This window comes from Reyranella sp., from assembly GCF_965279465.1.
Lineage (GTDB): Bacteria > Pseudomonadota > Alphaproteobacteria > Reyranellales > Reyranellaceae > Reyranella.
On the sequence record NZ_OZ257242.1, the window covers coordinates 4,836,914 to 4,857,846 of the forward strand.

General features: G+C 64.1%; 29 protein-coding genes and 1 tRNA gene. 10 read left to right on the forward strand and 20 right to left on the reverse strand.

The window, feature by feature from the left end:
* Window positions 1-65: 65 nt before the first annotated feature.
* Together ACQY8M_RS23445 and ACQY8M_RS23450 are read left to right on the forward strand one after the other, a co-directional pair.
* Window positions 66-641: a glutathione S-transferase family protein gene (locus ACQY8M_RS23445; protein ID WP_428675465.1), complete on the forward strand. Its 576-nt coding sequence runs from the start codon at window positions 66-68 to the stop codon at window positions 639-641.
* A gap of 3 nt (window positions 642-644) precedes the next feature.
* Window positions 645-1,058 (forward strand): DUF3574 domain-containing protein, encoded by a 414-nt coding sequence (locus ACQY8M_RS23450; protein ID WP_428660425.1) that lies wholly within the window; start codon window positions 645-647, stop codon window positions 1,056-1,058.
* Here ACQY8M_RS23450 and ACQY8M_RS23455 read toward each other — a convergent pair whose 3' ends face one another.
* Both ACQY8M_RS23455 and ACQY8M_RS23460 read right to left on the reverse strand, forming a co-directional pair.
* Window positions 1,059-1,595, reverse strand: a complete 537-nt coding sequence (locus tag ACQY8M_RS23455; protein WP_428660428.1) for a chromate transporter — start codon at window positions 1,593-1,595, stop codon at window positions 1,059-1,061. It lies immediately after the preceding gene.
* The gene (locus ACQY8M_RS23460; RefSeq protein ID WP_428660431.1) at window positions 1,592-2,128 is read right to left on the reverse strand and encodes a chromate transporter; all 537 of its coding nucleotides are present in this window, start codon (window positions 2,126-2,128) and stop codon (window positions 1,592-1,594) included. Before ACQY8M_RS23460 ends, ACQY8M_RS23455 begins: the two co-directional genes overlap by 4 nt.
* A gap of 93 nt (window positions 2,129-2,221) precedes the next feature.
* On the opposite strand from ACQY8M_RS23460, the gene ACQY8M_RS23465 reads away from it, so the two are divergent.
* Complete coding sequence (locus ACQY8M_RS23465; protein WP_428660434.1) at window positions 2,222-2,740, forward strand: Dps family protein; 519 nt, start codon at window positions 2,222-2,224, stop codon at window positions 2,738-2,740.
* Window positions 2,741-2,840: 100 nt separating this feature from the next.
* Here ACQY8M_RS23465 and argE read toward each other — a convergent pair whose 3' ends face one another.
* Window positions 2,841-4,010 carry an acetylornithine deacetylase gene (argE, locus tag ACQY8M_RS23470; protein WP_428660437.1) on the reverse strand — a complete coding sequence of 390 codons (1,170 nt, stop codon included), beginning with the start codon at window positions 4,008-4,010 and terminating at the stop codon, window positions 2,841-2,843.
* A 161-nt stretch (window positions 4,011-4,171) separates the two neighbouring features.
* On the opposite strand from argE, the gene ACQY8M_RS23475 reads away from it, so the two are divergent.
* The 3 genes from ACQY8M_RS23475 (at window position 4,172) to ACQY8M_RS23485 (ending at window position 5,656) form a co-directional block, all read left to right on the forward strand.
* Window positions 4,172-4,264 (forward strand) — tRNA-Ser (locus ACQY8M_RS23475).
* A 535-nt stretch (window positions 4,265-4,799) separates the two neighbouring features.
* Entirely contained in the window at window positions 4,800-5,369 is a 570-nt protein-coding gene (locus ACQY8M_RS23480) for a toxin-antitoxin system HicB family antitoxin (protein ID WP_428660440.1), read from the forward strand.
* Complete coding sequence (locus tag ACQY8M_RS23485) at window positions 5,369-5,656, forward strand: hypothetical protein (protein ID WP_428660443.1); 288 nt, start codon at window positions 5,369-5,371, stop codon at window positions 5,654-5,656. Before ACQY8M_RS23480 ends, ACQY8M_RS23485 begins: the two co-directional genes overlap by 1 nt.
* A gap of 79 nt (window positions 5,657-5,735) precedes the next feature.
* On the opposite strand, the gene ACQY8M_RS23490 is transcribed toward ACQY8M_RS23485, so the two are convergent.
* The 3 genes from ACQY8M_RS23490 to ACQY8M_RS23500 form a co-directional block, all read right to left on the reverse strand.
* Complete coding sequence (locus ACQY8M_RS23490; protein WP_428660446.1) at window positions 5,736-6,020, reverse strand: hypothetical protein; 285 nt, start codon at window positions 6,018-6,020, stop codon at window positions 5,736-5,738.
* Between the two features lie 102 nt (window positions 6,021-6,122).
* On the reverse strand, window positions 6,123-6,872 hold the full coding sequence (locus ACQY8M_RS23495) for a hypothetical protein (protein WP_428660448.1): 750 nt from the start codon (window positions 6,870-6,872) through the stop codon (window positions 6,123-6,125).
* A gap of 126 nt (window positions 6,873-6,998) precedes the next feature.
* Window positions 6,999-7,202: a hypothetical protein gene (locus tag ACQY8M_RS23500; protein WP_428660451.1), complete on the reverse strand. Its 204-nt coding sequence runs from the start codon at window positions 7,200-7,202 to the stop codon at window positions 6,999-7,001.
* Between ACQY8M_RS23500 and ACQY8M_RS23505 the strand changes: the two genes are divergently transcribed.
* Both ACQY8M_RS23505 and ACQY8M_RS23510 read left to right on the forward strand, forming a co-directional pair.
* Window positions 7,202-7,615 (forward strand): hypothetical protein, encoded by a 414-nt coding sequence (locus ACQY8M_RS23505; protein ID WP_428660454.1) that lies wholly within the window; start codon window positions 7,202-7,204, stop codon window positions 7,613-7,615. The genes ACQY8M_RS23500 and ACQY8M_RS23505 overlap by 1 nt on opposite strands.
* A 276-nt stretch (window positions 7,616-7,891) precedes the next feature.
* Complete coding sequence (locus tag ACQY8M_RS23510) at window positions 7,892-8,443, forward strand: hypothetical protein (RefSeq protein WP_428660456.1); 552 nt, start codon at window positions 7,892-7,894, stop codon at window positions 8,441-8,443.
* Between the two features lie 201 nt (window positions 8,444-8,644).
* Here ACQY8M_RS23510 and ACQY8M_RS23515 read toward each other — a convergent pair whose 3' ends face one another.
* The 14 genes from ACQY8M_RS23515 to ACQY8M_RS23580 all read right to left on the reverse strand — a co-directional run bounded on the left by ACQY8M_RS23515 (window position 8,645) and on the right by ACQY8M_RS23580 (window position 19,341).
* Window positions 8,645-8,797 (reverse strand): hypothetical protein, encoded by a 153-nt coding sequence (locus ACQY8M_RS23515; RefSeq protein ID WP_428660459.1) that lies wholly within the window; start codon window positions 8,795-8,797, stop codon window positions 8,645-8,647.
* Window positions 8,798-8,820: 23 nt separating this feature from the next.
* Window positions 8,821-9,453: a hypothetical protein gene (locus ACQY8M_RS23520; RefSeq protein WP_428660461.1), complete on the reverse strand. Its 633-nt coding sequence runs from the start codon at window positions 9,451-9,453 to the stop codon at window positions 8,821-8,823.
* The gene (locus ACQY8M_RS23525; protein WP_428660464.1) at window positions 9,450-9,731 is read right to left on the reverse strand and encodes a hypothetical protein; all 282 of its coding nucleotides are present in this window, start codon (window positions 9,729-9,731) and stop codon (window positions 9,450-9,452) included. Before ACQY8M_RS23525 ends, ACQY8M_RS23520 begins: the two co-directional genes overlap by 4 nt.
* The gene (locus ACQY8M_RS23530) at window positions 9,728-10,219 is read right to left on the reverse strand and encodes a hypothetical protein (RefSeq protein ID WP_428660467.1); all 492 of its coding nucleotides are present in this window, start codon (window positions 10,217-10,219) and stop codon (window positions 9,728-9,730) included. Before ACQY8M_RS23530 ends, ACQY8M_RS23525 begins: the two co-directional genes overlap by 4 nt.
* Window positions 10,219-10,455, reverse strand: coding sequence for a hypothetical protein (locus ACQY8M_RS23535; protein ID WP_428660470.1), 237 nt, complete (start codon window positions 10,453-10,455; stop codon window positions 10,219-10,221). The genes ACQY8M_RS23530 and ACQY8M_RS23535 overlap by 1 nt, the downstream gene beginning before the upstream one ends.
* Window positions 10,448-11,086 (reverse strand): hypothetical protein, encoded by a 639-nt coding sequence (locus ACQY8M_RS23540; protein ID WP_428660472.1) that lies wholly within the window; start codon window positions 11,084-11,086, stop codon window positions 10,448-10,450. Before ACQY8M_RS23540 ends, ACQY8M_RS23535 begins: the two co-directional genes overlap by 8 nt.
* A gap of 86 nt (window positions 11,087-11,172) precedes the next feature.
* Window positions 11,173-11,631, reverse strand: coding sequence for a hypothetical protein (locus ACQY8M_RS23545; RefSeq protein WP_428660475.1), 459 nt, complete (start codon window positions 11,629-11,631; stop codon window positions 11,173-11,175).
* A 284-nt stretch (window positions 11,632-11,915) separates the two neighbouring features.
* Window positions 11,916-14,447 (reverse strand): AAA family ATPase, encoded by a 2,532-nt coding sequence (locus tag ACQY8M_RS23550; RefSeq protein WP_428660477.1) that lies wholly within the window; start codon window positions 14,445-14,447, stop codon window positions 11,916-11,918.
* 81 nt (window positions 14,448-14,528) lie between these two features.
* Window positions 14,529-14,753, reverse strand: a complete 225-nt coding sequence (locus ACQY8M_RS23555; protein ID WP_428660479.1) for a helix-turn-helix domain-containing protein — start codon at window positions 14,751-14,753, stop codon at window positions 14,529-14,531.
* Window positions 14,753-14,971, reverse strand: coding sequence for a helix-turn-helix transcriptional regulator (locus tag ACQY8M_RS23560; protein WP_428660482.1), 219 nt, complete (start codon window positions 14,969-14,971; stop codon window positions 14,753-14,755). The genes ACQY8M_RS23555 and ACQY8M_RS23560 overlap by 1 nt, the downstream gene beginning before the upstream one ends.
* 110 nt (window positions 14,972-15,081) lie before the next feature.
* Window positions 15,082-16,290 carry a tyrosine-type recombinase/integrase gene (locus ACQY8M_RS23565; RefSeq protein WP_428660485.1) on the reverse strand — a complete coding sequence of 403 codons (1,209 nt, stop codon included), beginning with the start codon at window positions 16,288-16,290 and terminating at the stop codon, window positions 15,082-15,084.
* Between the two features lie 240 nt (window positions 16,291-16,530).
* Complete coding sequence (locus ACQY8M_RS23570; protein WP_428660488.1) at window positions 16,531-17,061, reverse strand: dihydrofolate reductase family protein; 531 nt, start codon at window positions 17,059-17,061, stop codon at window positions 16,531-16,533.
* 135 nt (window positions 17,062-17,196) lie between these two features.
* Window positions 17,197-18,405 (reverse strand): M23 family metallopeptidase, encoded by a 1,209-nt coding sequence (locus tag ACQY8M_RS23575; RefSeq protein ID WP_428660491.1) that lies wholly within the window; start codon window positions 18,403-18,405, stop codon window positions 17,197-17,199.
* Window positions 18,406-18,618: 213 nt separating this feature from the next.
* The gene (locus ACQY8M_RS23580; RefSeq protein ID WP_428660494.1) at window positions 18,619-19,341 is read right to left on the reverse strand and encodes a class I SAM-dependent methyltransferase; all 723 of its coding nucleotides are present in this window, start codon (window positions 19,339-19,341) and stop codon (window positions 18,619-18,621) included.
* Between the two features lie 276 nt (window positions 19,342-19,617).
* Here ACQY8M_RS23580 and ACQY8M_RS23585 point away from each other — a divergent pair, with 276 nt between their 5' ends.
* Window positions 19,618-20,364 (forward strand): DUF1194 domain-containing protein, encoded by a 747-nt coding sequence (locus ACQY8M_RS23585; RefSeq protein ID WP_428660497.1) that lies wholly within the window; start codon window positions 19,618-19,620, stop codon window positions 20,362-20,364.
* 71 nt (window positions 20,365-20,435) lie between these two features.
* On the forward strand, window positions 20,436-20,915 hold the full coding sequence (locus ACQY8M_RS23590) for a flavin reductase family protein (RefSeq protein ID WP_428660500.1): 480 nt from the start codon (window positions 20,436-20,438) through the stop codon (window positions 20,913-20,915).
* The last annotated feature ends 18 nt before the right edge of the window (window positions 20,916-20,933 follow it).

A 20,933-nucleotide genomic window follows, 5' to 3' on the forward strand; every position in this document is an offset into this window, starting at 1 on the left:
GGAGAAAATTGGCGACGATCGAACTTCATACCTGGGGAACGCCGAACGGCCGCAAGATCTCGATCATGCTCGAGGAATGCGGTCTGCCGTACAGTGTGCACAAGGTCGACATTTCCAAGGGCGAGCAGCACAAGCCCGAGTTCCTGCGCATCAGCCCGAACAACCGCATCCCCGCGATCCTCGATCCCGACGGTCCCGGAGGCAAGCCGATCAGCCTGTTCGAGTCGGGCGCGATCCTGATCTACCTGGCGGAGAAGACCGGCCAGTTCCTGCCCAAGGACCCTGTCGCGAAGTACAAGACGCTGGAATGGCTGATGTGGCAGATGGGCGGTGTCGGGCCGATGTTCGGCCAGGCGCACCATTTCCTGCGCGCCGCGCCGACCAAGATCGAGTACGGCATCAAGCGCTATGTCGACGAGGCCAAGCGTCTCTACGGCGTGCTCGACAAGCAGCTCGCGGGCAATGCGTTCTCGGCGGGCGCCGACTACACCATCGCCGACATGGCGATTTTCCCGTGGACGGCGCGGCACGAGTGGCACCAGGTCAACCTGGCCGACTACCCGAACGTGAAGCGCTGGTACGACATCATCAATGCGCGTCCGGCGGTAGTCAAAGGCATGGCCGTTCCGTACCTGAACTAGCGGATGAGGAAGACGGTCCTGGCGGCGGCGCTCCTCGCGCTGTCCGCTTGCACGCCGCCCGCACCGCAGACCATCGCGACGACCTGCACTGCGCCGCTCAAGCCGGCCCTGCAGATCGACCTCTATTTCGGTCTCGCGACCAAGGATCGCGAGATCGGCGACGTGGAGTGGGCGGCGTTCCTCAACGAGGAAGTGACACCGCGCTTTCCGGATGGCTTGAGCGTGCTCGATGTCGCCGGCCAGTACCGCATTCCTTCAGGCCGTATCACGCGCGAGCGCAGCAAGCTGCTGGTCATCATCGTGCCCGATGCGCCGTCGCATCTGCCGAAGGTGCAGGCGATCATCGACACCTACAAAAGGCAATTCAATCAGCTCAGCGTGCTGCGCGTCGAGCGCGCGATCTGCGCGGCGTTCTGATCAGCCGATTCCAGCCAGGTGAGCGCCGAGGCCGAGCGCGATCGCGGTACCCAACGCCCACAGCAGATTGTATTCGGTGAACGCCACGAACGCCGTCGCGGCGGCCGTGATGCCGAGGCTCATCGGGCTGAGATCCGAGGTGCTGGCCATGATCCAGCCGCTGGCCAGGATCATGCCGATGGCGAGCGGCACCAGCCCGTCTTTGACGATGGCGAGCCAGCGCGACTGGCCGGCGCGCTGCATCAGCCGGCTCATGCCGAAGGCGAGCAGGCAGGGCGGCCCGGTCATCGCGACCGTCGCGACCAGGAGGCCGGGGAAGCCGGCGACGTGCCAGCCGATCAGGCTGACCACCATCACGTTCGGACCGGGCGCAAGCTGGGCCAGCGCGAACAGGTTGACGAAGGTCTGCGCATCCATCCAATGCAGCACGTCGACGGCCTGGCGATGCATTTCCGGCACGACGGCATTGGTGCCGCCGAACTGCAGCAGCGACAGCCACGCGAAGGTCGTGCCGAGTTGATTCAGCAGCTCGCTCATTTGCCGCGCCGTTCCTGCCAGACAAGCGCGATGCTGATCGGTCCCAGCACGGCGATCGCCAGCGCCATCGGCACGTGCAGCAGGCCAACCGAGGCGAACGCCGCGAGCCCGACGGCGACCGCCGTGACATTGGGCTTGAGCCGCCGCGCCATCTTGATCGCCGTGCCGATCACCAGGCCGGCAGCAGCTGCGGCGCCTGCGCCGATCGCCGCGCCGACGCTCGGCAGGCCGGCGATACGGTCGTAGATCAGCGCGATCCCGATCAGCACGGCGATCGGCGTGCAGAGCAGGCCGAGCACGGCGGACAGCGCGCCCACCGTGCCTTGGAAGTGGTCGCCGATGATGATCGCGGAGTTGACTGTATTCGGGCCGGGCAGCACTTGGCCGACGCCGAGGATCGAGGCGTATTCGCGTTCGCTGAGCCAGCGCTTCTCGCCGACGATGACGTGGCGGGCCCACGGCGCCACGCCGCCGAATCCCAAGAGGCCGATCTTGGCGAAGCCCAGGAAAAGCGCGGTCCGGCTGACGTTCATTGCGGCGGATCGTAACGCGCGACGAGCGCGGTGGCATCCGGTTTGGAAGGCGGCTACTGTCCGCCGCGAGAGTTACCAAAGGAGTTTCGGCCCATGAGCGACAACGCCAAATCCCGTCAATCCGCCAACCTCGCAACACCCACCGATCTCGGTGCCAACGCGACCAGGGACATCTCGGGTGGCCTGAACATCCTGCTCGCCGACGTCTTCGCGCTCTACTTCAAGACCAAGAATTTCCACTGGCACATCTCGGGCCCGCATTTTCGCGACTATCACCTGATGCTCGACGAGCAGGCCGACCAGATCTATGCCATGGGCGATCCGATCGCCGAGCGCGTGCGCAAGCTCGGCGGCAATACCCTCCGCTCGATCGGCCAGATCAAGAAGCTGCAGAGGGTGCTCGACAACGACGCCGACTACGTCACGCCGCACGACATGCTGGCGGAACTGCGCGAGGACAACAAGCAGCTCGCGGTGCACATGCGGACACTCCACGAACTGTGCGACGAGCACAACGACATCGCCACCGCGAGCCTGATCGAGAACTGGGTCGACGAAACCGAACAGCGCGTCTGGTTCCTGTTCGAATCCGGCCGCCGCACGGAAGGCTAGACTTCATTGGACCGCGCGCATCCTGCGCGCTCATGATCCAGCGCATTCACATGCGCGATGAGCGCGCAGGGATGCGCGCGGTCCCTTTGAGCCCTTGTCCTTAGCGGCTCTCGGCCCACTTGATGACCTTCCCCACGAACGCGTCGCACGCGTCCATCTGCGAGCGCGCCACGAACTCGTCGGGTTGGTGGGCCTGCGCGATGTCGCCGGGACCGCAGATCACGGTCGATACGCCATGGCCGCGGAAGATGCCGGCCTCGGTGCCGTAGGGCACGGCATAGGTCCGGTTGCCGCCGGTCCATTCGAGGGCGAGCTTGGCGGCCTCGGCATTCTCGTCGGGATTGAGGGCGGGCAGGAACGAACGGCGCTTCATCTCGATGTTGGCGTCGGGATGCTTGGCCTTCATTTTCGGCAGCAGCAGCTCGGCGACATACTGCTCGGCCCGGCGCTGCACTTCCCAGGGATCGTCGCCGGGCAGGGTGCGATAGCCCCAGTTGAGCTTGCATTCCCGCGCCAGGATGTTGCCAGCGGTGCCGCCACCCACGATGCCGACGTTGATCGTGGTGTGGCCGGGCACGGTGTCGATGTCGGTGCGCTTGCGCTGGGACAGCTCGGCCTGCAGCTCGTTCAGCCAATGGATGAAGTCGCCGGCGAAGTGGATGGCGCTGACGCCGAGATGGGTCATCGAGGAATGGGCTTCGACGCCGGTGAAGGTGGTGACGATGCCGCCGCCGGCGTTCTGCGCATTGACCACGCCCATCATGGTCGGCTCGCCGACGATCACCGCCCGCGGCCGCGGCACGGCGCCCATCAGCTTCTCGACCAGGGCGGGCGCGCCGAGGCAGCCGATCTCCTCGTCGTAGCTGAAGGCGAAGTGCATCGGCACCTTGAGCCGGGCGCGCTGGAAGGCCGGGACGTGGCTCAGCACGACGGCGATGAAGCCCTTCATGTCGCAGGTGCCGCGGCCGTACAAGTTGCCGTCGGACTTCTCGGTCAGCGTCCAGGGATCGGTGGTCCAGGGCTGGCCGTCGACCGGCACGACATCGGTATGGCCCGACAGCACGATGCCGCCCTCGGTCTCGGGCCCGATGGTGGCGAACAGATTGGCCTTGGTGCCCTCGGCATTGGGCACCAGCGTGCTGGCCACGCCGAACTCCGACAGGTAGCCTTGGATGTCGCGGATCAGGTCGAGGTTGGAATTGCGCGACGTGGTGTCGAATGCCACGAGACGCTGCAGCATCTCGATCGAAGTCGGGGCCTGGGTACGCATCCCGGCACCGTGCCACGCCTCGGGCAGGGGGCCAAGAGCCTGATTCTGCAAGCAGAATCCCGAAGATGCCCCCAGCGTCGTTTGACACCGCCGACTCCGGCCGGTAGAACCGCCGCGCATCCGTCGTGGATATTTCGATCGCCGGGGTCTTAACGGGCTGCGGAGAGGTGGCCGAGCGGTCGAAGGCGGCGGTTTGCTAAACCGTTGTACGGGGTAAACCCGTACCGAGGGTTCGAATCCCTTCCTCTCCGCCATTACCGCCAATAAGTTACTGAAAATAAACGACTTTCTGAAATGCCGTGATCTCTGCGCACATATCTGGGCGCGCCGCAGGAGCAAGACCATTCGGCGAGCCATTGTAGCGCTAGCGCCTTTGTGTCTCGTCTGTCTTGGGTCGTGCAGGGCACATGCGTCACACTTATGGGTGACGGCAAGGTAGAGCGCTTCCCTCTTGTCTCTGGCGCGTGATATCATATGTAGTACCATGAAACGCAGTACACTGGATCGGCTTGCGCAGGAGATCGCCCACATGCGGCGATCTCCGCAGAAGGCGTCTGCGTTGGAAAGCATGGCCAAGAGGTTGGGGCGAAAGAGAGTAAAGAGAGGCAAAGAGCCGACCTGGGAACACACCGAACTGAGCGGGTTCCCATTGTCGATCCCTCATCACGGCAATCGCGATCTTCCTCCTGGGACCAGGAACAGCATTCTGAATGTCTTCGAGGACGATGTCGCGGCTTGGGAAGCGACGTTTCCAGACAATTTTGGTGGTGCGGAGGACGGAGATTAAGAATGACGCCGACTGATTATCTTAAAAGACCATACTCTCGCCTAGTCATCCGGGAAGAAGACGGAAGTTTTCGTGCTGAAATTCTTGAATTTCCTGGCTGCATCGCACTTGCCGATACCGACGTGGACGCCTTGAGGGCGCTTGAAGATGTGGCTTTGAGTTGGATAGCTGGAACCATTGAAAGTGGGAAGGAAGTCCCGGAGCCAATCGAAGTTACCGCATATAGCGGTAGATTTGTGACGCGACTTCCGAAGAGCCTTCACAGGAAAATTAGCTACGCCGCGCAACGTGAAGGTGTGAGTCTGAATACCTACATTGTGGCGGCGCTTGCGGCACACGTGTCGGCGCCGGACACACTTCGTCATCCCGTTCCCGTGGTTGGTATTTGGGGCTCCAGTCCAAAAGTGGCATTGACGCTGAGTAGTGTTCGACTGGACGTAGACACCGGCTATTCAACCTTCTTTGCGAGCAGTGCGCCTAGCGGCATCGAAATCTCTGGAGTGCGCCCGTTGGGCGTCCAGAGTTTGCCTGCGCCACACGTTATTGCTGCTGTTAACCCAAAGGTGGCCTAATGGCTGAAACCAACCAATACGCGCTCGCGCACACGGAGCTTGTGGAAGTCATTATCAAACAGTGTGGCGTCCACGAGGGAAGATGGAGTTTAATGCTGTCGCTGGCGATCGGTACCGGAAATTTCTCTCCGGCGCCCGAGCAAGCGGCGTCTCCTGGCGTCGTCATAACAATTCCTCAGGTTGGCATTCAGCGCGTAATCGAAGGCCAGCCAGTGGGGCCCGGTTCGATCATTGTAGACGCGGCTGAGGTAAATCCCCGAAAAGGCAAGGCGAGAAAGAAGGCCTAGAGAGTCTCTCAGCCACGCGGAAAGCGCCAAGGCCGGACCGGGTGCGGCATCCCGGATGGCCGCCCTTTAGTGGAGCTGCTCAGATCGAGCCAGGAACGGGCCTCTTGCCCGTGCGTGGGTCGAGGTAGTCGGCCGGCGGCTCGCCGTCCGTCATGTGTGGAACGTCGTCGGGAGCGAACCCGTGGTTGGACAGAGCCACGTAGTTGGCGGAGGGCGGATCGTCGTTCCACCAGTGCACGATGGCCCCTTCCGGGAGGAGCTGGTAGCCGTCGTAGTGCGGCTCGAGCAGGCGGACCCAGTCGCCCTTCTGCACGCCCGCGAGGACGGGGTTCCGTCGATCGTCGTTCAGCACCAGTCCGGGCATGGCCACTCCTTTGCGCGATTGTACTCCTGCGGGCTTGCTCTCGCTACAGACTTTGTAGTGATAGGCGCGTGAAGCGGCGGGCATATACCCAAGCGAGCCCACCTAATGTGTTGGATTTTCACCCTCCGAGTCACGGGTTTGGCGCCTAAACGCCGCCCGATGGCCCGAGCCTGTCGAGACAAACCGCTGATGCCCTCGCTGCCCATTGATGTCGTCGTATTGAAGATCGAACGTGACTGAATCGGGCGTTTTCGGGAAGTTCAGCTTGAATTTATCGGTTTGGCCGCGACTGAGCGCCGATATCACGACAAGCCCTTTGTCTCCGATGCTGGGAGGTTCGCTTTTGATGTGGAGATTGATAACGGTCTCGCCTTCGTTCGTGATTGAAAACGAAACCTGAGTTGATCCGCCGCTGATCGCTCCAGTCTGCAGCCAAGCGAACACGAAACGTGGTTGGGATGCTGCATCGTCAAGGGCGCGCTGCCTCGCGTGCTGTTCAGTTATGACGATAACCTGCTGCTTCGTAGCTTCCACTAGATCACGCTGTTGTTCCACCGACTGCCTCAACTCGGCTACTTGCAGCTCAAGTGCCCTGGTGTTCAGTTGCAGTTCACGACCCTGCTGTTTGTAGCCGATAATCAGCCAAAGGAAGGCGACGGGCGCAAATAGGCCAGCGAAGATGTCGCCCCACTCATTTGGCTTGGGTAGGTTGCTTCGATCAGAGGCGCACAGCATCAATAGAATTCCGACCGCGAGCCACACGATCGTCCCCACAATACCGACACGGAAAAGGTTGTCGGCCCTGGGCTTCAATTCGGCCATCCAATCGGGCGAATCGGTCAAGTTATTCAATGTCGCCTCCCCCCGGAAATTCGGCCGATACTACACGCGACGAGTCGCGGCGGTAGCGGGTGATCAATCTGCAAAGAAAGGCCTCGATGAGCGGGGCCTGTGGGATCGGGCTGAGGGCTGCCGGTGTCAGCAGTCGCGGTTCAGAACCTCCGTGCCCAGCACCGCCATGACCTTCGTCATCTCCTCCTGAGCCATCAGCTCAAGGTCTTCACATATGGAGCCGACATCGATGCCGTCGTCGGCGTTGCGGGCGATGGTTTGCATCCCGGTCAAGATTGACCTGACCCGGCCGATGCGGTGCTCGACGGTGAGCATGTCGGGGGTGCTCATTGTTCCTCCCTCCGCTGCGCACGTATGGCGCGGGCGATCCTGGCGGCGTCGATCAGACGGGCTCGCATGCGAATCTGCTCACCGATTTCGCCGTGCTGGCGCCAGAGCAGGTGAAAGTGAAGATTTTGGCTGACAAGGCGAGCCACAAGCCTGCGTTGAAACCTGCAGGCGAGAAGTGGGTGACGCAATTCGGGACGGTGAGGCCAATGGCCATTCGACTGGCCCCAGCAAAGGCCCTGCACGATCGGCTGATCTTGGTGGATGACCATGAGGCGTGGTCTGTTGGACAGTCCTTTAATGCGCTCGGCACGAGAGCGCACACGAGCTTGGTGCGTGCAGATCCTGAGACGGCAAAGCTCAAAGTTCTGGCTTACGAGTCGATGTGGTCGACCGCAGAAATGCTGATTGGTTAGGAGCAAGCCGGCAGATTTCCCGGTCCCCTCGCTCCAATGAGTGAACGCTCACCAATTCAGGAAGCTCATATCTGCCCGCTGAGCGCCATCGCCCGGTTGCGGCCAGGCTGGTAGCCCCAAGGCCGAGATCGAGTCCAGCGGGCAGGTTTCCGGCCTCTGCGCACGCCCTGCCACATCCTCTGAGGGCCGACTCTCCCTATTCAAACCCGGTGCATGGTTGTAACCCTGAAGGCAGGAGCGTGACCCGGCGCTTCGGTGTCATCGGGGGAGGATGCCATGTCGTTCGATTTTGAGGGGGAGGTGGTGATGGCCAGCCTCCCGGACAGCTCGCCGATATACGCCATAGTCGGCAGAATAGCCTCAAGGTGGGGAAAGCTGGAATGGGAGGTGGACCGCCTTAGCTGGTTACTCGCCGGGTTGAGGCGGGACGAGCCCGGCGCTTGCATGACTGCCCAGATACTGGGGATCCACAACAAGCTTCGCGCTCTGATCTCCCTCGCCCGCCTTAACGAGGCGCCCCAGTCGATCATTGATGACTTAAACAAGTTCAGCAATGAGGCCATCCCGATCACCATGAAGCGCAACAGAGCAGTCCATGATTCATGGTGGATGGGAGCAAAGACAAAGAAGGTAGGCCAATTGCGGCTCACCGCCGATAAAAGGCTAGACTATCGCTGGAAAGAGATCACCGAGGAGGAAATGATTGGAATCGAGAGCGACGTGAAGAAACTCGCGCAGAAGTTCTTCAAGATCGACATGGCGATCCACATATTTTGGAAGCAACGGAAGAGGGTGCGGCGCAAAGCATCGCCCAAAAGACCCGCGTGATGACCTCATCCCGGTACTGGCTGTCTGGAAAGCCTATTTCGCCGTCGCTGCGAGCAAGGACATCCCAGCCCGCCGCAATCATTTCCGGGGGAATCTCGATGTCCGGAGCGCCGGAGGGTGCGGCTGCCTTTGCTGGTTCGTCTGCATCATCGTAGGTCATGGAGCTCGTCCTTGAGGGGGCAACGATTCGACCGTCAGCCATTACCCAGGCGCGAAGGCAGCGACATAGCCGGCCGGCAGCAGCAGGATCAGGGCACCGCCATCGACGCGGAAGCCGACTGCGTCGTAGGTGCGCGCCTCGCCTTGCGGGAACGTCACGCGGTAGGACTTCGCCGGCACGGCTGGCCGCGGCAAGGGCAACTCGTCGCGGTCGGCCATCACGCCGAGAGAGCGCGGAAAATCGCGCTCGCCTGATTCGCCGGGAGGCCACGAAACCACGCTCCCGCCGTTTTGCGGTCGGCGTCGTTCGCCATTCGATCAAACCACCTGTCCATCCGCGCCTGAACGCGACCGAGGCGCACTGCCGCGATGGAGCCCCACTCGCGCGCCAGTTCGCGGCCACGCGGCGACGCGGCGAATCTCGCCAGGAACGCATCATCAGCGGGCGGGGCGAACTTCGGGCACGGGGCCGCCAACTCTTCGCGGCAGGCGTTGACCACGCCGACCGGCAACGAGTTGAAAGACGATTCCAGCGAGGCCCCGGCAGAGGGCGGGAGATTGGCCAGCACGCCGTTCGCGCCGCGACCCGCCGCCGCTTGCAACGAAGTCGCCGTGCCGGGAATGGTCAGTTGGACGGCCTCCCCGTCATCGGCCGGCGCTGCCGGCGCAACGCCTCGCGCCCGGTGCGCGGGCGAGCCATCGCTCGGCAGCAAGCCCAAGTGCCGGGCCTGCATGTCGCGGTTGCGCCAGTACTCTGCAGGGGCGTGGCGCAGGGTGTGTTGGATCTCGGCCAGCTCCGCGCCGCCCGCGGGCGATTGCTCGGTAACGGCAAGGTCGGTTCCGTCGCTCATGTGTCGCACTCGTGCGGCAGCGGCACCCAAGGTGCGCGGCGAAGGCAGGCATCAACCGATTTCGCGAAATCACCGATCGGTCCGCGTGCATGGGTGTCGCTGCTACGTCCGCGCACTCGCATCGTCATCAAGACGCCCGGATCGTAGTCCTGGGCCAGCAACGCAGATGCGCCGTCGCGCAACGGCTCGCGGGTGCCGGAGACCAGCAGTTCCTCGGTCCCCTCCAAGCGCACGGCGTACGTGCCTCCTGGCAGCATGTCGATCAGGAGGCGCTTCATGCGCGCACCGGATGCAGGCGGACGAGATCGCGCTCGGCGATCGGCGCGTTCGCGACGATGCCTGTGACCCGCTGGTTGTCTGCCTTGCGCTCGACGGCGAACCCGGTGCCAAACCACTTCACGCGATAGGTTTCGTCCTCGAACAATTTGTCGTAGCGCACCGGGATCGTGGTGAGCCTCGGCTTCGAGATCACGGCCGACACGGCATCGGCGCGGACGACAAGGGCCTCGGCGATCCAGCTTTCATCGAAAGCAACCAGGAGCAGCTTGTCGAACAGCTTGAGCGACTTGTCGGGATTGCCCTGGACGAGACGCCAGATGGCGGGCGAGTCGAGCGCCTGTGCGGGCATGCCCTCGGGCAGACGGATGAACAGGAGGCGAGTGGCGAAACCGTCCACGTCGATCGTAACGAGGTTGGCCGGGATGACGAATGCGGACTTCTCTTCGGTCTCGGGGTCGGTCTTTTTGGCAAGGGTGGCGGTGGTCATCACGATACTCCGGGAGTGGTCGCCGTTTCACCTGTCGGCGACATGCAGGGGGCCGGCTCCATCAGGAGATCGGCGAGGAATTCGAGCAGCCACGGCGACAGCTGTGTCAGCATGGCAGCGTAGGAGGGAGATACGGGCTCTCCCGCCTCGATGCGCTCCATGATCGTCACGACGAAGCTCAGGCGCCGCGCCAGATCGAACAGCTCGGCTCGGTCGAGGTCGCGTCCGTCATCCATTGCGGCGGGCCTCGACGTGCTGATCGACGAAGGCCAGGGCGTTGGCCTTGTCGATCGCCTTGAACACGGTGGCGCCCTCGTACTCGACAACAACGGCGTCGCGCTCATCGATCATGACGTAGCCCTCGGGCAGAGTAGGCGGCGGCGCGGGCGGCACCCGGAAGTGCGGCACGGGCGGCACCACAGCGAGGGCCGGCGGCCCGGTGTAGACCGGCGGCACCTCCCTGCGCCGTGCTCGTAGGGCCTCGCCCAGGCGCTCCAGTGCAGCGGCCTGTGCCACGGGGTCGACAGTCGAGTTCTGGATCGGGCCGCCGTCCTTGCCGGTGACCTCCACGGCCTTCACGTCCGGGACGACCTTCGCCAGCAGCGTCCGCGCGGCCTGCAGGCGCTCGCCCAAGGTCGGGTACACGAACTGCGGCTCACCGGGGCCAGCCTGTGGGCCAACACGGATCTTGAGCCCGCGAGCCACGTCGCACAGCAGCTCCATGGGCTTGCCGCGCTTCAGGATCGTCTCCTTGGCGTCGGCGGTGGTTTTGTTCGGCACGCCTTTCTTGCGCCCTCCGCTCTTGGGCAGGCCAAGCGGGCGACCACGCCGCGGCGCGATCGGTTGGTCGGTGACTTCATCGGTCATCGGCGGAGACCCCTCGGATTGTGCGTAGGAGCGTGAGTAGCAATCGAGGCCACCAAGGAGAGTCCAGGAAACATTGCGTTTTGCGCTCACGGACGGCGGATACTGTCTCCGCATGACACAAAACCGGATAGTTGCCAAGGGTACGGCTTTTCCAACCAATGGCACGCAATAGGCCGCTGTTGTGTGCTGATCGGCATGGCTGGCGCGGTGCAGACGGGCGCGAATGGCGCTGCAACGGCGGGCAATGGCACCGTGAAGATTTCTGTTTTTACGGGAGCGTGTGTAAAAGCCACGCCTCGCCGACGGCTCGGCCGTATCCCGGTCTTGAGGTCCGCGTCGGTGCCGCCGCCTTGGGCGGCCCATTTGCCGTGCCACTCCCGGAACTTGGCGGAGGCGGCCGCCCTGCGCTCGGGGGCTTTGTGGCACGACACCCAAAGAACGAGGGCGTCGGCCATCTGCTGGGCGGTGCCGGCGAGCGGCGGCGCCCACGCCGGTATGGCGGCGATGGTGGTGGGATGCTGGAGGAAGACGAGGGGCCAGGTCATGATGCTGCCAGTGCGAGAGTTGGGGCGCGCGTCGGTCAGCGGCCCGTGCGGCGGAACACGGACACCGGAACACCCGGAACACCCCTCTAAGGGGGGGGTGTGTTCCGTTCCGGTACCGGAACAAGTGGATTTTGATTTTTGTTCCGGCACAGATCGCTGGCCCGCTTGCGTTTCACGGCTACCGGAACAGGCGGAACAAGTGGATTTTCCGGGTTGTTCCGTTCCGTAGCGGAACAAGTGGATTTGTTCCGCTGTATCCCCCCTTTGTTCTGTTCTGGACCGGATCATCGCTTCCCCGGATACCAGAGCATCGGCTTGCCGGTGATCGTGCCGGACACTAGCAACTCGCGCTCGATGGCGGCTTTCATCTGGTCGCGGAAGACCTTGCGCTTGCTGTCCTGGTCGAGGTCGGCGCGCTTGTCGTAGTAGACCGTGCGCACAAGCTCGATACTCACCGCCTTCACCCTTGGCCCGTTGTCGGGCAGGTGCGCGTCGATGCCGGAACGATCCATCGCGATATTGACGCTCGTCATGAAGGCATTGAGGCTAGGCGTAGGCTTCTTCTTCGCTGGCGTGCCGTCCTCCGCCGCCGCCGAAAACTCGACGCTCTCGACCATCAGCGTGCTTTGCATCTGCCTGTCGCCCAGCTCGACCTTTTGCAGCGTCACGCGCAGCGTCTCGCCGCTCTCGCCGTCCTTGGCGTCCTGGATCGTCACGGTGCAGCCCAGCGCACCGCCGCCGTCTTTCTTGACGTGCCAGGTCGCCACCGAGGCGGCGTCTAGCGTCGTGCTGCCACGCATGCGGTCGGTCTCGCCCGCGCCCTCGTGGTGGACAGCCAGCACGAGGCAGCGGAAGTTGTCGGCGACATCCTCGGCGTTGTCGACGAAGTTTCTCATTCCTTCGCCGTTCTCGTCCTTGCCGGCCAGCGTGCGTGCCAGGGTGTCGATGATCACCAGCACCGGCACGTCATCGCCCACCGCCGCGCGGATGGCTTCGATCAATTCCCCCGCATCGCCGGCCCGCACGCCGAGCGAGGGGCGCGCCGCGATCACGTAGAAGTCGAGATCCTTCAGGCCGTGGATCTGCCGGTACGCCTCGATCCGCTTGCGCATGCCGCCGGCACCCTCGCAGCAGATGTAGACAACGACGCCCTGGCGCGTGGCGCGTCCTGCCCACAGCCGGCGGTCCCGCCGCGCAATGGCCGCCGCGAGGTCGAGCGCGAGGAAGCTCTTGAACGACTTCCATTTTCCGTAAATGACTGCGACGCCTTCTTTCGGCAGAAGGTCGTGAACCAGCCATTCCTCGCCCTCGGGCGCGAGCGTGTAGTCCTTCCACGGGATTAACTCGAAGCGTGGCTTCCGCTTCCGGGCGGCGCCGTCGTCTTCGTGTGTCTCACCGCCACCGCCCGGTGGCGGTGAGACACCCTCCTCGTTTTGCTTGGCGTCGGCGAGGATATCGTCCGGGAAGGCTGGCTCATTGCCGGCGAGGGTATCGGCCGTGGCGTCGAAATCAGCCCTGTTGGCCGCCCCGCCGGCCTTGAGCCACTCGGCCCATATCCTTCCCCGGAAGGCCTCCCCCGCGGCTCCAGTGGGCTTGGCAGGCCATCCATCCGCGTTGCGCACCTCCATCACCATGGCGGCGCGGATGAAGCTGGCGAGGCTGGGAGTCTTGTCGTTGGGCGTGCCGCCGCCATGGCCGTTGTAGCTGGCGCCCGGCCTCAATGCTGCCAGCGCCGCCGCACGGTCGCCGCCGTGATGGAAGAAGCAATGGATGTCGAAGGCATCGCCGCAGCGCGCATTGCCGCTCTTGCTTGCCATCCCGAGGCCGGCGGCTGCATCGCTGTCCGAGAGCGAGATCCAGCGCTCGCCATACGTCCGGGTCGCGTAACTGTCCGTGCCCTGCAGCGGTGAGCGGTAATGGTCAGTCGACCCCCTGCGCGTGTAGCCGCAGGCGACCAGCATCTCATCGAGCGGATGCTCGCGGTTGAAGCGGGCAATCGGACCGTCGTCGATATCGATCAGTGGCCGGCGCCGAAGTTCCCGGTGCGCCGCCTCGAACCGCGCTTCGTCCTTTGCCGCTCGTGCCTTCTCCTCGGCCCGCGCACGTTCGTAGGCGGGCGTCACGATGGCGTAGATCGCCTTCCCGTCGAGTGGCTCGCCTTCGACGATCTTCGCGTAGCACGGTGAGCCCTCGGCTCGGCGTGGCGTGTAGAGCGGGCCGTCGACCGTGCACTTGGACTCGTCGACCACGCCGCGCAGACCGAGATTCTCGGCAACATGGAGCGCCGCGAGCTTGTCGATGTCGCACTCCCTCTTGTGAGCGGCCTTGTCGCCCGTGGAGAAATGGATCTCCTCGCGCATCGGCATGACGACGCGATAGCGAATGTTGTCGCTGGCCTGGATCGTGTGTGTCGCGCCGCTCTTGTCCTTGAACGTGCCTTCGTGTCCGTTCATCCACGTCGTGTAGACGACACCGGCAAGGCGGCGGTCCCTGAGCCTGGCGACCACGGCCTGCGGTGGTGGTGGGATCTCGCCGGTTGCCTTGTTGTGCTCGATGTCGAGCGCGAACATGGCGCGTGTCGCGATCTCGTCGCCCTTGTGCCTCTTCCCGGTGAACGTGCCGGAAAAGAAGCACTCGCCTCCCTTCGGGCCGATCGTGTGGGTCGCGAACTCCAGCGCCAACTCGGGCCAGGTGAACGTGACCGGGGTCACCGGCTTGTCGACCCCCGTCGCGGCGGAGAGCCTCAGCCCATGCGGCGGCGCGGCGAACTCGTCGGCTGCTTGCGCACTGCTGGCGCCGGGATTAATCTGATCCATTCTTGATCCTGTCGAGGGTCAAATCCGGGTTGAAGTTGAGCGCGTACGCGGCGAGGTTGTGGTGGCCTCGCCGTTCGCGCTTCAAGATTCCTGCTCTTTCGCTTCGAGCCATGCTCTGATCGCCTCGCGGCGGTACAGGAACTGCCGGCCTACCTTCACCCGAGGCGGACCGCATTTCAGGGCGTGCCAGCGCAGCAGTGTCCGATGTCCGATGCGCAGCTCGCGCGCCGTCTCGACGGTCGTCATGTAGTCGGACAGCAGCCCGCCGTTTGAGGGCGCCGAGTCGTCGGGTGGGGGCTTGATCACTAGGCCGCAGCCTGATCGCGCTCAGCGATGCGCTCGGCCTTCCATGCCTCAATTGAATTTTCCAGCCACGCGACTCGGTTTGCTGAAAGTTTTACCGGCTTCGGGAAGGCGCCCTTAGCCATCTCGGCATAGATGGATGATGGCGGCAGGCCGGTTTCGTCTACTACAGCTTTGAGCCGCAGGAACCGGCCGAGAGACTTTGGGGTCGTGGTGTCCACGGTTTCCTCTTACGAGAGGTTGCGAGGACACCTATTGTATTCACGTGCGCGCCGTTGTCGCCTTACAACCTTGACCATCCCCGAAGATAAATTCGGCAGGCGATCGAACTCTACGCCTCCAGCCGAGCGCGACTGGCGATCTCTACGACATTGGCGCCAACAACCGGCGGTCGTGCGCAGTAGGCGGACCAGTCCCGCATTAGCTTTTGGCGCTTCTCCAACAGCTCGCCTCGCCGATATGCCGCCTCGACCTTGTCGCTGATCGTGTGGGCAAGCGCGGCCTCGCTGACGATGTTGGGGTAGTTGGTCGACTCGCTGGCCCAGTCCTTGAACACGCTGCGGAAACCGTGGACGGTCAAGCCCGGCCGCATGCCGCGCACCAATTCCAACATGGCCATGTTGGAGAGGGGTGACTTCTCCTTCCCCCCAGGGAACACATAGGGCGCGCCCTTCTCCCGTGGCAGGTCCCGCAGGATCTCGACAACGCGGTCGCTGAGGGGGACGCGGTGATCCTTACCCGCCTTCATCCGAGCGGCCGGCACCGTCCACACCTTGCCGTCGAGATCGATCTCGGGCCAGGTCGCGCCGATCGTCTCTCCGGTCCGGGCCGCACACAGGACAGTGAACTCCAGCGCCCGAGCCGAGATGCTGTCACGCTGGCGAAGCTCAGCCATGAAGGCGGGGATTTCCTGCCAGGGCAGCGCCGCATGATGCGCGACGCGCTTCGCCTTGGCCGTCGCAGGCAAGGGCATTCCGTCTTTCACCCACTGCACGACCCGCTCGACACGCTGGCGGACACGGCTTGCCGTTTCCGGTGTCTTGGCCCAAATCGGCGCCAGTGCAGCGTTGATCAGCGGGGCGTCTACGGCCTTGACGGGCCTCGTGCCCAGCGAGGGAAAGGCGTAGCTCGCCAAGGTCGAGCGCCATTGCGCCTTGTGCTTGTCGTTGCGCCAGCCGGCCTCATGCACCTCGAGGAACTTCTCGGCGGCAGCTTTGAAGGTGACGTTTTCCGCCGTCTCCTTCCGGGCAGCGTCGCGAGCGGCGAGGCGGGCCTCGATGGGGTCGACGCCATCGGCAAGCTTCTGGCGGATCTGTCGCGCCCGTTCGCGGGCTTCGGCCAGGCTGAAATCGTTGATGCTTCCGAGGCCCATCTTCCGGGCCCGGCCGTCAATCATGTACCGCAGCACCCAGGATTTCGTCGGGCCGGCGCCGTCGATGTCAGCGACCTGCAAGTAAAGGTTGCCACCATCGCCATATAGGCCCGGTTCCCGTGCCGCCGCGACGGCCTTGACCGACAGTTTGTTGATGCCCCGCGCCACTGCTGGCCTCCCGGTTCGATGCGTCTCTACGCACAAACGATAGCCGGAAGTTACTGGAGCGTTCTAGAACTGTCTAGAGCATAAACATTCGATTTTTCGGGGGTAAATGAGGCGTGCTGGAGCGTGCTAGAGCTTATTGGAAGCTATCCGGGCGGCCTTCCTCTCCGCCATTACTCCGGCGCCCAATGACCCCAAAACGGACCTGATGCGTCGTTGCAGGCCGTCGGACGAGTCGCGCGATCAAGCCGGAACGTACGTGAGCCTGGCCGTGCCCTCGCCAACGGAATCGGTGGAAACAAGGCGGAGCGGTGGCCGGGGGCCGGCAAAGAATGGCTTGCCGCGACCAAGCACGACGGGGTGGAAGTACAGCCGGTACTCATCGACAAGGCCCAGGTCGGTCAGGCTTCGTGCCAGGTCCGGCCCGGAAACCGCAATCTCTCCGACAAGGCGAGCCTTCAGGCCGCGGATAACCGCTTCGACGTCGTCGCCGACAAGAGTGGCGTTGGGGCCGACCGACTTCAACGAACGCGACACCACCCACTTCGGCTGGCGCCGCCACGCCGCCGCGAACTCGCGGTGCTCTGCACGCCACTCGGGACGGTCTTCGTCCCAATAGCGCATGGTTTCGTACATGCGGCGCCCGTACACGCTGGCGGCCAAGCCGCGCACATGCTCAATCCAGTGACGAAAGAGTACCGGACCGGTCTGCATTTCCAGGTGGTCGACGTAACCGTCCAAGGACTGATTCATTCCGAAGACGAGCTTCGCCACGCTGCTGGATCTCCATCCCAAGGTCTTCACGATAGTAGGAACGGAGTGATGTCGGAAAGCGGTGTTGGCCGCAAGCTGCGGGCCGTGCTGCCGGCCTGGCGAGTAGCCGGATGCCCTTCACCGAGGCATCCGCGGTCAAGTCGAGCCGGCCTCCCGCTCGCGCTCCTGGAGGTCGCGGTCGACCTGCTTCTTGAAGTGCAGCAACTCGTCGCCGCTCAATTGCTCGCGGCGCAGCGCCGGGCTGTTCATCGGGTTGGTCGGCTTGCCGTTGGTGAGGATCTCGAAATGAAGGTGAGGCCCGGTCGAGCGGCCTGTCGAGCCGACAAAGCCGATCACGTCGCCCTGCTTGACCTGCGCGCCCGGCACGATCCCCGGCGCGAAGGCGGAGAGATGGCCATACACCGTGGCGAGTTCGGGCGCCTTCGCGCCCGGCGCGTGCTCGATCTCGATCCAGTTGCCGTAGCCGCCTTTCGGCTCGGCGCCGCGCACAACCCCGTCGCCCGCGGCCCGGACCGGGGTGCCCATTTCGGCCACGAGGTCGACGCCCTCGTGCATCGCCATCGAAGTGCCCGAGGAGCTTCTGGCCCCCGGGGCCCGCGGCGCCAAGCCCATCTTCAGCCCGAGCGGCGTCGGCGTGCCGGAGAGGGTCGGCCGGAGGATGGGGCGTTTGGGCTGCGTTTGCGGCCCGCCGGCGGGCCCTGCGGTGGCCTGGGGCGCGGCAACCGGCGGCTTGGTGACGGCGCGCGGGTTGGGGATCGGGAAGGTCGCCGGCAGGCGGGGCGCGCCGCTGCTCGACGGCTGTTCGAACGGATCAACGCGCATGCCGAAGCCCGACGAGACCACGGCGTTCTCGAGCGGCAGGCGGATGCGGGGCGTTGCCGTGGTCGCGCCGGTCGACAGCCAGAAACGGTCGCTGGTCGACGGGCGCGGTCGATAACGGTGGATCGAGACCTTGCCTTTGGCCTGGGTATCGAGCTCGGCCCACAGCACGCGGCCGATCCCGATCGGGACGCCGGCTGCGGTGAAGCTGCGCTCGTAGCGTACGTAGAAGCGATCGCCGTCGCGCAACTCGCGCTCGAGGTCGATACCGGCAGCCAGCGCATCGAGTGCCTCCACCAGGGCGGCCGCCGGGACGCCGCCCTCGGTCGCCGCTGCGGCCAGCGAGCCGCGCACCACGCCAGTCGTCGAATAGCGCCTGGTGAACGGCAGGTCCTCGCGCAGGCCAGCGTCCTCGCAGCCGCAGCCCAGCAGGCGCTCCTCCTCGGGAGAGACCGCCCAGCCCGGCGATGCCTCGAAGCACCATAGCAGGGCGACCAGCGCCGCCATCGACGGTAACCCGTTCATCCACCCTCTCGAGAGATCGGTTCTCCGTTCTCATCGCAAGGTGGCCTCCTCGGAAAGGGAGGGTTCGGGGTACGCCCTCAGGGGCACGACATTCCGGCCGACCCGACGTGGGTATGTCGGGGAAGGGGCGGGCGCCGAACGACGCCCGCGCAGCATTCTACGACAGCAGTCTCCTCGACTGCACGCGCCAACTGCGGAGGACCGCTTGCGCCTTCACGCCTCTGCAGGAGGGCTGGGCGGCGCGACTTCTGGAGTGGTGCCGGCCCGGGAAAATTTCGACCGCCTGAACGCCTTTTGGGCGGCACGCAAGGAGAACGGCTTCGAAGAGCCATGATAGTAGGCAATTATGCGCCGCGACGTGGGCGAGATCGAGAATGGCTCCTGGACGATGTACGAGAAGGTCGCCGGCCGTCCCGTCCATTGCTCCAGCGACTTTTCGTCGAGCACGTTATGGATGTGGCTCCGGGTCGTGTTCTCAGGCCAGAGATACGGGATGGAGATCAAGACGTTGCGTGCAATCGCGAAGAGTTTCTGGGCGAAAGCGGACGGGTCCTCGACGTGCTCGAGCACCTGCAGGCACATGGCCAAATCGAAAGTCTGCTTGGGCGTGAAGCTTAGGAAATCCGCCTTCACTCCCTTCACGTTCTCGGATCGATAGGGTTGCCGAAGGTCGAGCGAAACCCGTTTCTTGAACCAGGTGAACTGCTCGAGAAGGGGAGCTTGATTCGAGCCGATATCGATGATGCTTCGTCCCTTCGGCGCGAACCCCGCAACGAACATCTCGACGCAACGGTAGTAGAGCAGGTCAGAGCGTCCTTCCCAATAGCTGGGCTGGGGTGCGCTGGATTCGACTGGTGTCATGTCGCTCTCTCTGTTCCGTTGCTCGAACCTATAAGAGAGACGGAAGCTGCGTCCAGAGCTTTTGGAATCAATCAATCTTACTGCTTCGTTCGCAATCGTGAAAAGCTCGCGAGCGAAAACGTGCGGGCGCCGAACAGGCTCAGGTGCCTGCAGGCACGATGACAAATCGTGCAGTCTTGAAAATGTGAATTGAAGGAAGTCCGCCTTTACGGTCTCGGAGAGGCGCGACGCTCGTCCAGAGCTCCCGGGCGATCCGCTCGAGCTCGTTTGCCGCGGATGTGGTGGGGGGATAGGCTTATGGCACCGCTGCGGAACATCCGTCGCCTTCGCTGCCCTGGCATGGATCGACAAATGACCTATGCGCTGAGAACGATGGTCGCACTGCTGAATGTTGCATTGGTGCTTGTTGCGCCAGTGGCGTGGGCCGCGGAACCCGTCGACATGCTGCTGGTGCTGGCAGCCGACGTTTCGCGCAGCGTGACCGAGCCCAAATTCAGGCTTCAGCGCGAGGGCGCCGCTGCCGCCATCACCCATCCGGACGTGGTGAAGGCCATCACCGCCGGCCCGAACAGGCGCATCGCGGTGTGCTTCGTCGAATGGGCGACGGCCGGCCAGCAGAGCGTCGTCGTCGACTGGACGGCGATCGAAAGCGCCGCCGCGGCGCGCGGCTTCGGCGACCGGCTGATCGAGGCGCCGCGATCGTTCGCGGGGAGCACGTCGATCAGCGGCGCCATCGACTTCTCGGTAACGCAGCTCGAGCGCGCGCCGTTCGCCTCCGAGCGGCGCGTCATCGACATTTCCGGCGACGGCAACAACAATTCCGGCCGCTCGGTCACAGACGCCCGCGATGCGGCCCTCGAGAAGGGCATCACCATCAATGCCCTGGTGATCCTGACACCGATCTCCGAATCATTCCGGCCCGAGCACACCAACCCCCCGGGCGGCCTCGAAAAGTACTTCCAGGACAACGTCATCGGCGGCTCCGGCGCGTTCACGGTCGTGGCCGAGGGGCATGAGGCGTTTGGCAGGGCCTTGACCAAGAAGCTGATCCAGGAGATCGCCGGCTCGCCGCGCCGTCGGTTCGCTGCAGCGGAATAGCGCGGCGTTTGCGCCATCGTCTGCGGCGCTCCTTTTGCTAGGGTGCTCCCGGATCAAGGAGAGCATTCGACATGGATACCGAAATCGACGCCAAGACCTTCTGGAAGGCGCTGGGATGCCGGGCGATCGGCGTGGCGATCGTTACCGCTCAGGGAACCGAGGGGCCGGCCGGCTTCCTTGCCTTGTCGGCGACGCATCTGTCGGCCAGCCCGCCCATGATGATGGTCTCGATCGGCCTCACCACCTCGGCGCTCGGCGCCGTGAGGCAGGGCAACCATTTCGCCATCAACTACGTGCCCAAGGGCAGCGACGCGCTGGTCAAGGAGTTCGGCGGCGGCGGCACGCTCAAGGGCGCCGACCGGTTCCTGCCGGGGGCGTGGACCACGCTGAAGAGCGGTGCGCCGGCCCTGGTCGATTCCGTCGGCGTCATCGACTGCCAGCTCGACGAGCTGATCGAACGCCATGGCGCCGTCATCGCGCTCGGCAAGGTTGTCGCCTATACGGCGTCGACGCGCGAGCCGATGATCAGCTTCCGCGGCGGCTACATCTGACACCGGGCGGCGGTCCCG

Excerpts from the sequence above, each read along its gene's own strand:
- ACQY8M_RS23445 (WP_428675465.1), top strand. The coding sequence starts at position 66 with ATGCTCGAGGAATGCGGTCTGCCGTACAGTGTGCACAAGGTCGACATT.
- ACQY8M_RS23450 (WP_428660425.1), top strand. The coding sequence starts at position 645 with ATGAGGAAGACGGTCCTGGCGGCGGCGCTCCTCGCGCTGTCCGCTTGC.
- ACQY8M_RS23455 (WP_428660428.1), bottom strand. The coding sequence starts at position 1,595 with ATGAGCGAGCTGCTGAATCAACTCGGCACGACCTTCGCGTGGCTGTCG.
- ACQY8M_RS23460 (WP_428660431.1), bottom strand. The coding sequence starts at position 2,128 with ATGAACGTCAGCCGGACCGCGCTTTTCCTGGGCTTCGCCAAGATCGGC.
- ACQY8M_RS23465 (WP_428660434.1), top strand. The coding sequence starts at position 2,222 with ATGAGCGACAACGCCAAATCCCGTCAATCCGCCAACCTCGCAACACCC.
- argE (WP_428660437.1), bottom strand. The coding sequence starts at position 4,010 with ATGCGTACCCAGGCCCCGACTTCGATCGAGATGCTGCAGCGTCTCGTG.
- ACQY8M_RS23480 (WP_428660440.1), top strand. The coding sequence starts at position 4,800 with ATGACGCCGACTGATTATCTTAAAAGACCATACTCTCGCCTAGTCATC.
- ACQY8M_RS23485 (WP_428660443.1), top strand. The coding sequence starts at position 5,369 with ATGGCTGAAACCAACCAATACGCGCTCGCGCACACGGAGCTTGTGGAA.
- ACQY8M_RS23490 (WP_428660446.1), bottom strand. The coding sequence starts at position 6,020 with ATGCCCGGACTGGTGCTGAACGACGATCGACGGAACCCCGTCCTCGCG.
- ACQY8M_RS23500 (WP_428660451.1), bottom strand. The coding sequence starts at position 7,202 with ATGAGCACCCCCGACATGCTCACCGTCGAGCACCGCATCGGCCGGGTC.
- ACQY8M_RS23510 (WP_428660456.1), top strand. The coding sequence starts at position 7,892 with ATGTCGTTCGATTTTGAGGGGGAGGTGGTGATGGCCAGCCTCCCGGAC.
- ACQY8M_RS23520 (WP_428660461.1), bottom strand. The coding sequence starts at position 9,453 with ATGAGCGACGGAACCGACCTTGCCGTTACCGAGCAATCGCCCGCGGGC.
- ACQY8M_RS23525 (WP_428660464.1), bottom strand. The coding sequence starts at position 9,731 with ATGAAGCGCCTCCTGATCGACATGCTGCCAGGAGGCACGTACGCCGTG.
- ACQY8M_RS23530 (WP_428660467.1), bottom strand. The coding sequence starts at position 10,219 with ATGACCACCGCCACCCTTGCCAAAAAGACCGACCCCGAGACCGAAGAG.
- ACQY8M_RS23535 (WP_428660470.1), bottom strand. The coding sequence starts at position 10,455 with ATGGATGACGGACGCGACCTCGACCGAGCCGAGCTGTTCGATCTGGCG.
- ACQY8M_RS23540 (WP_428660472.1), bottom strand. The coding sequence starts at position 11,086 with ATGACCGATGAAGTCACCGACCAACCGATCGCGCCGCGGCGTGGTCGC.
- ACQY8M_RS23545 (WP_428660475.1), bottom strand. The coding sequence starts at position 11,631 with ATGACCTGGCCCCTCGTCTTCCTCCAGCATCCCACCACCATCGCCGCC.
- ACQY8M_RS23550 (WP_428660477.1), bottom strand. The coding sequence starts at position 14,447 with ATGGATCAGATTAATCCCGGCGCCAGCAGTGCGCAAGCAGCCGACGAG.
- ACQY8M_RS23575 (WP_428660491.1), bottom strand. The coding sequence starts at position 18,405 with ATGAACGGGTTACCGTCGATGGCGGCGCTGGTCGCCCTGCTATGGTGC.
- ACQY8M_RS23585 (WP_428660497.1), top strand. The coding sequence starts at position 19,618 with ATGACCTATGCGCTGAGAACGATGGTCGCACTGCTGAATGTTGCATTG.
- ACQY8M_RS23590 (WP_428660500.1), top strand. The coding sequence starts at position 20,436 with ATGGATACCGAAATCGACGCCAAGACCTTCTGGAAGGCGCTGGGATGC.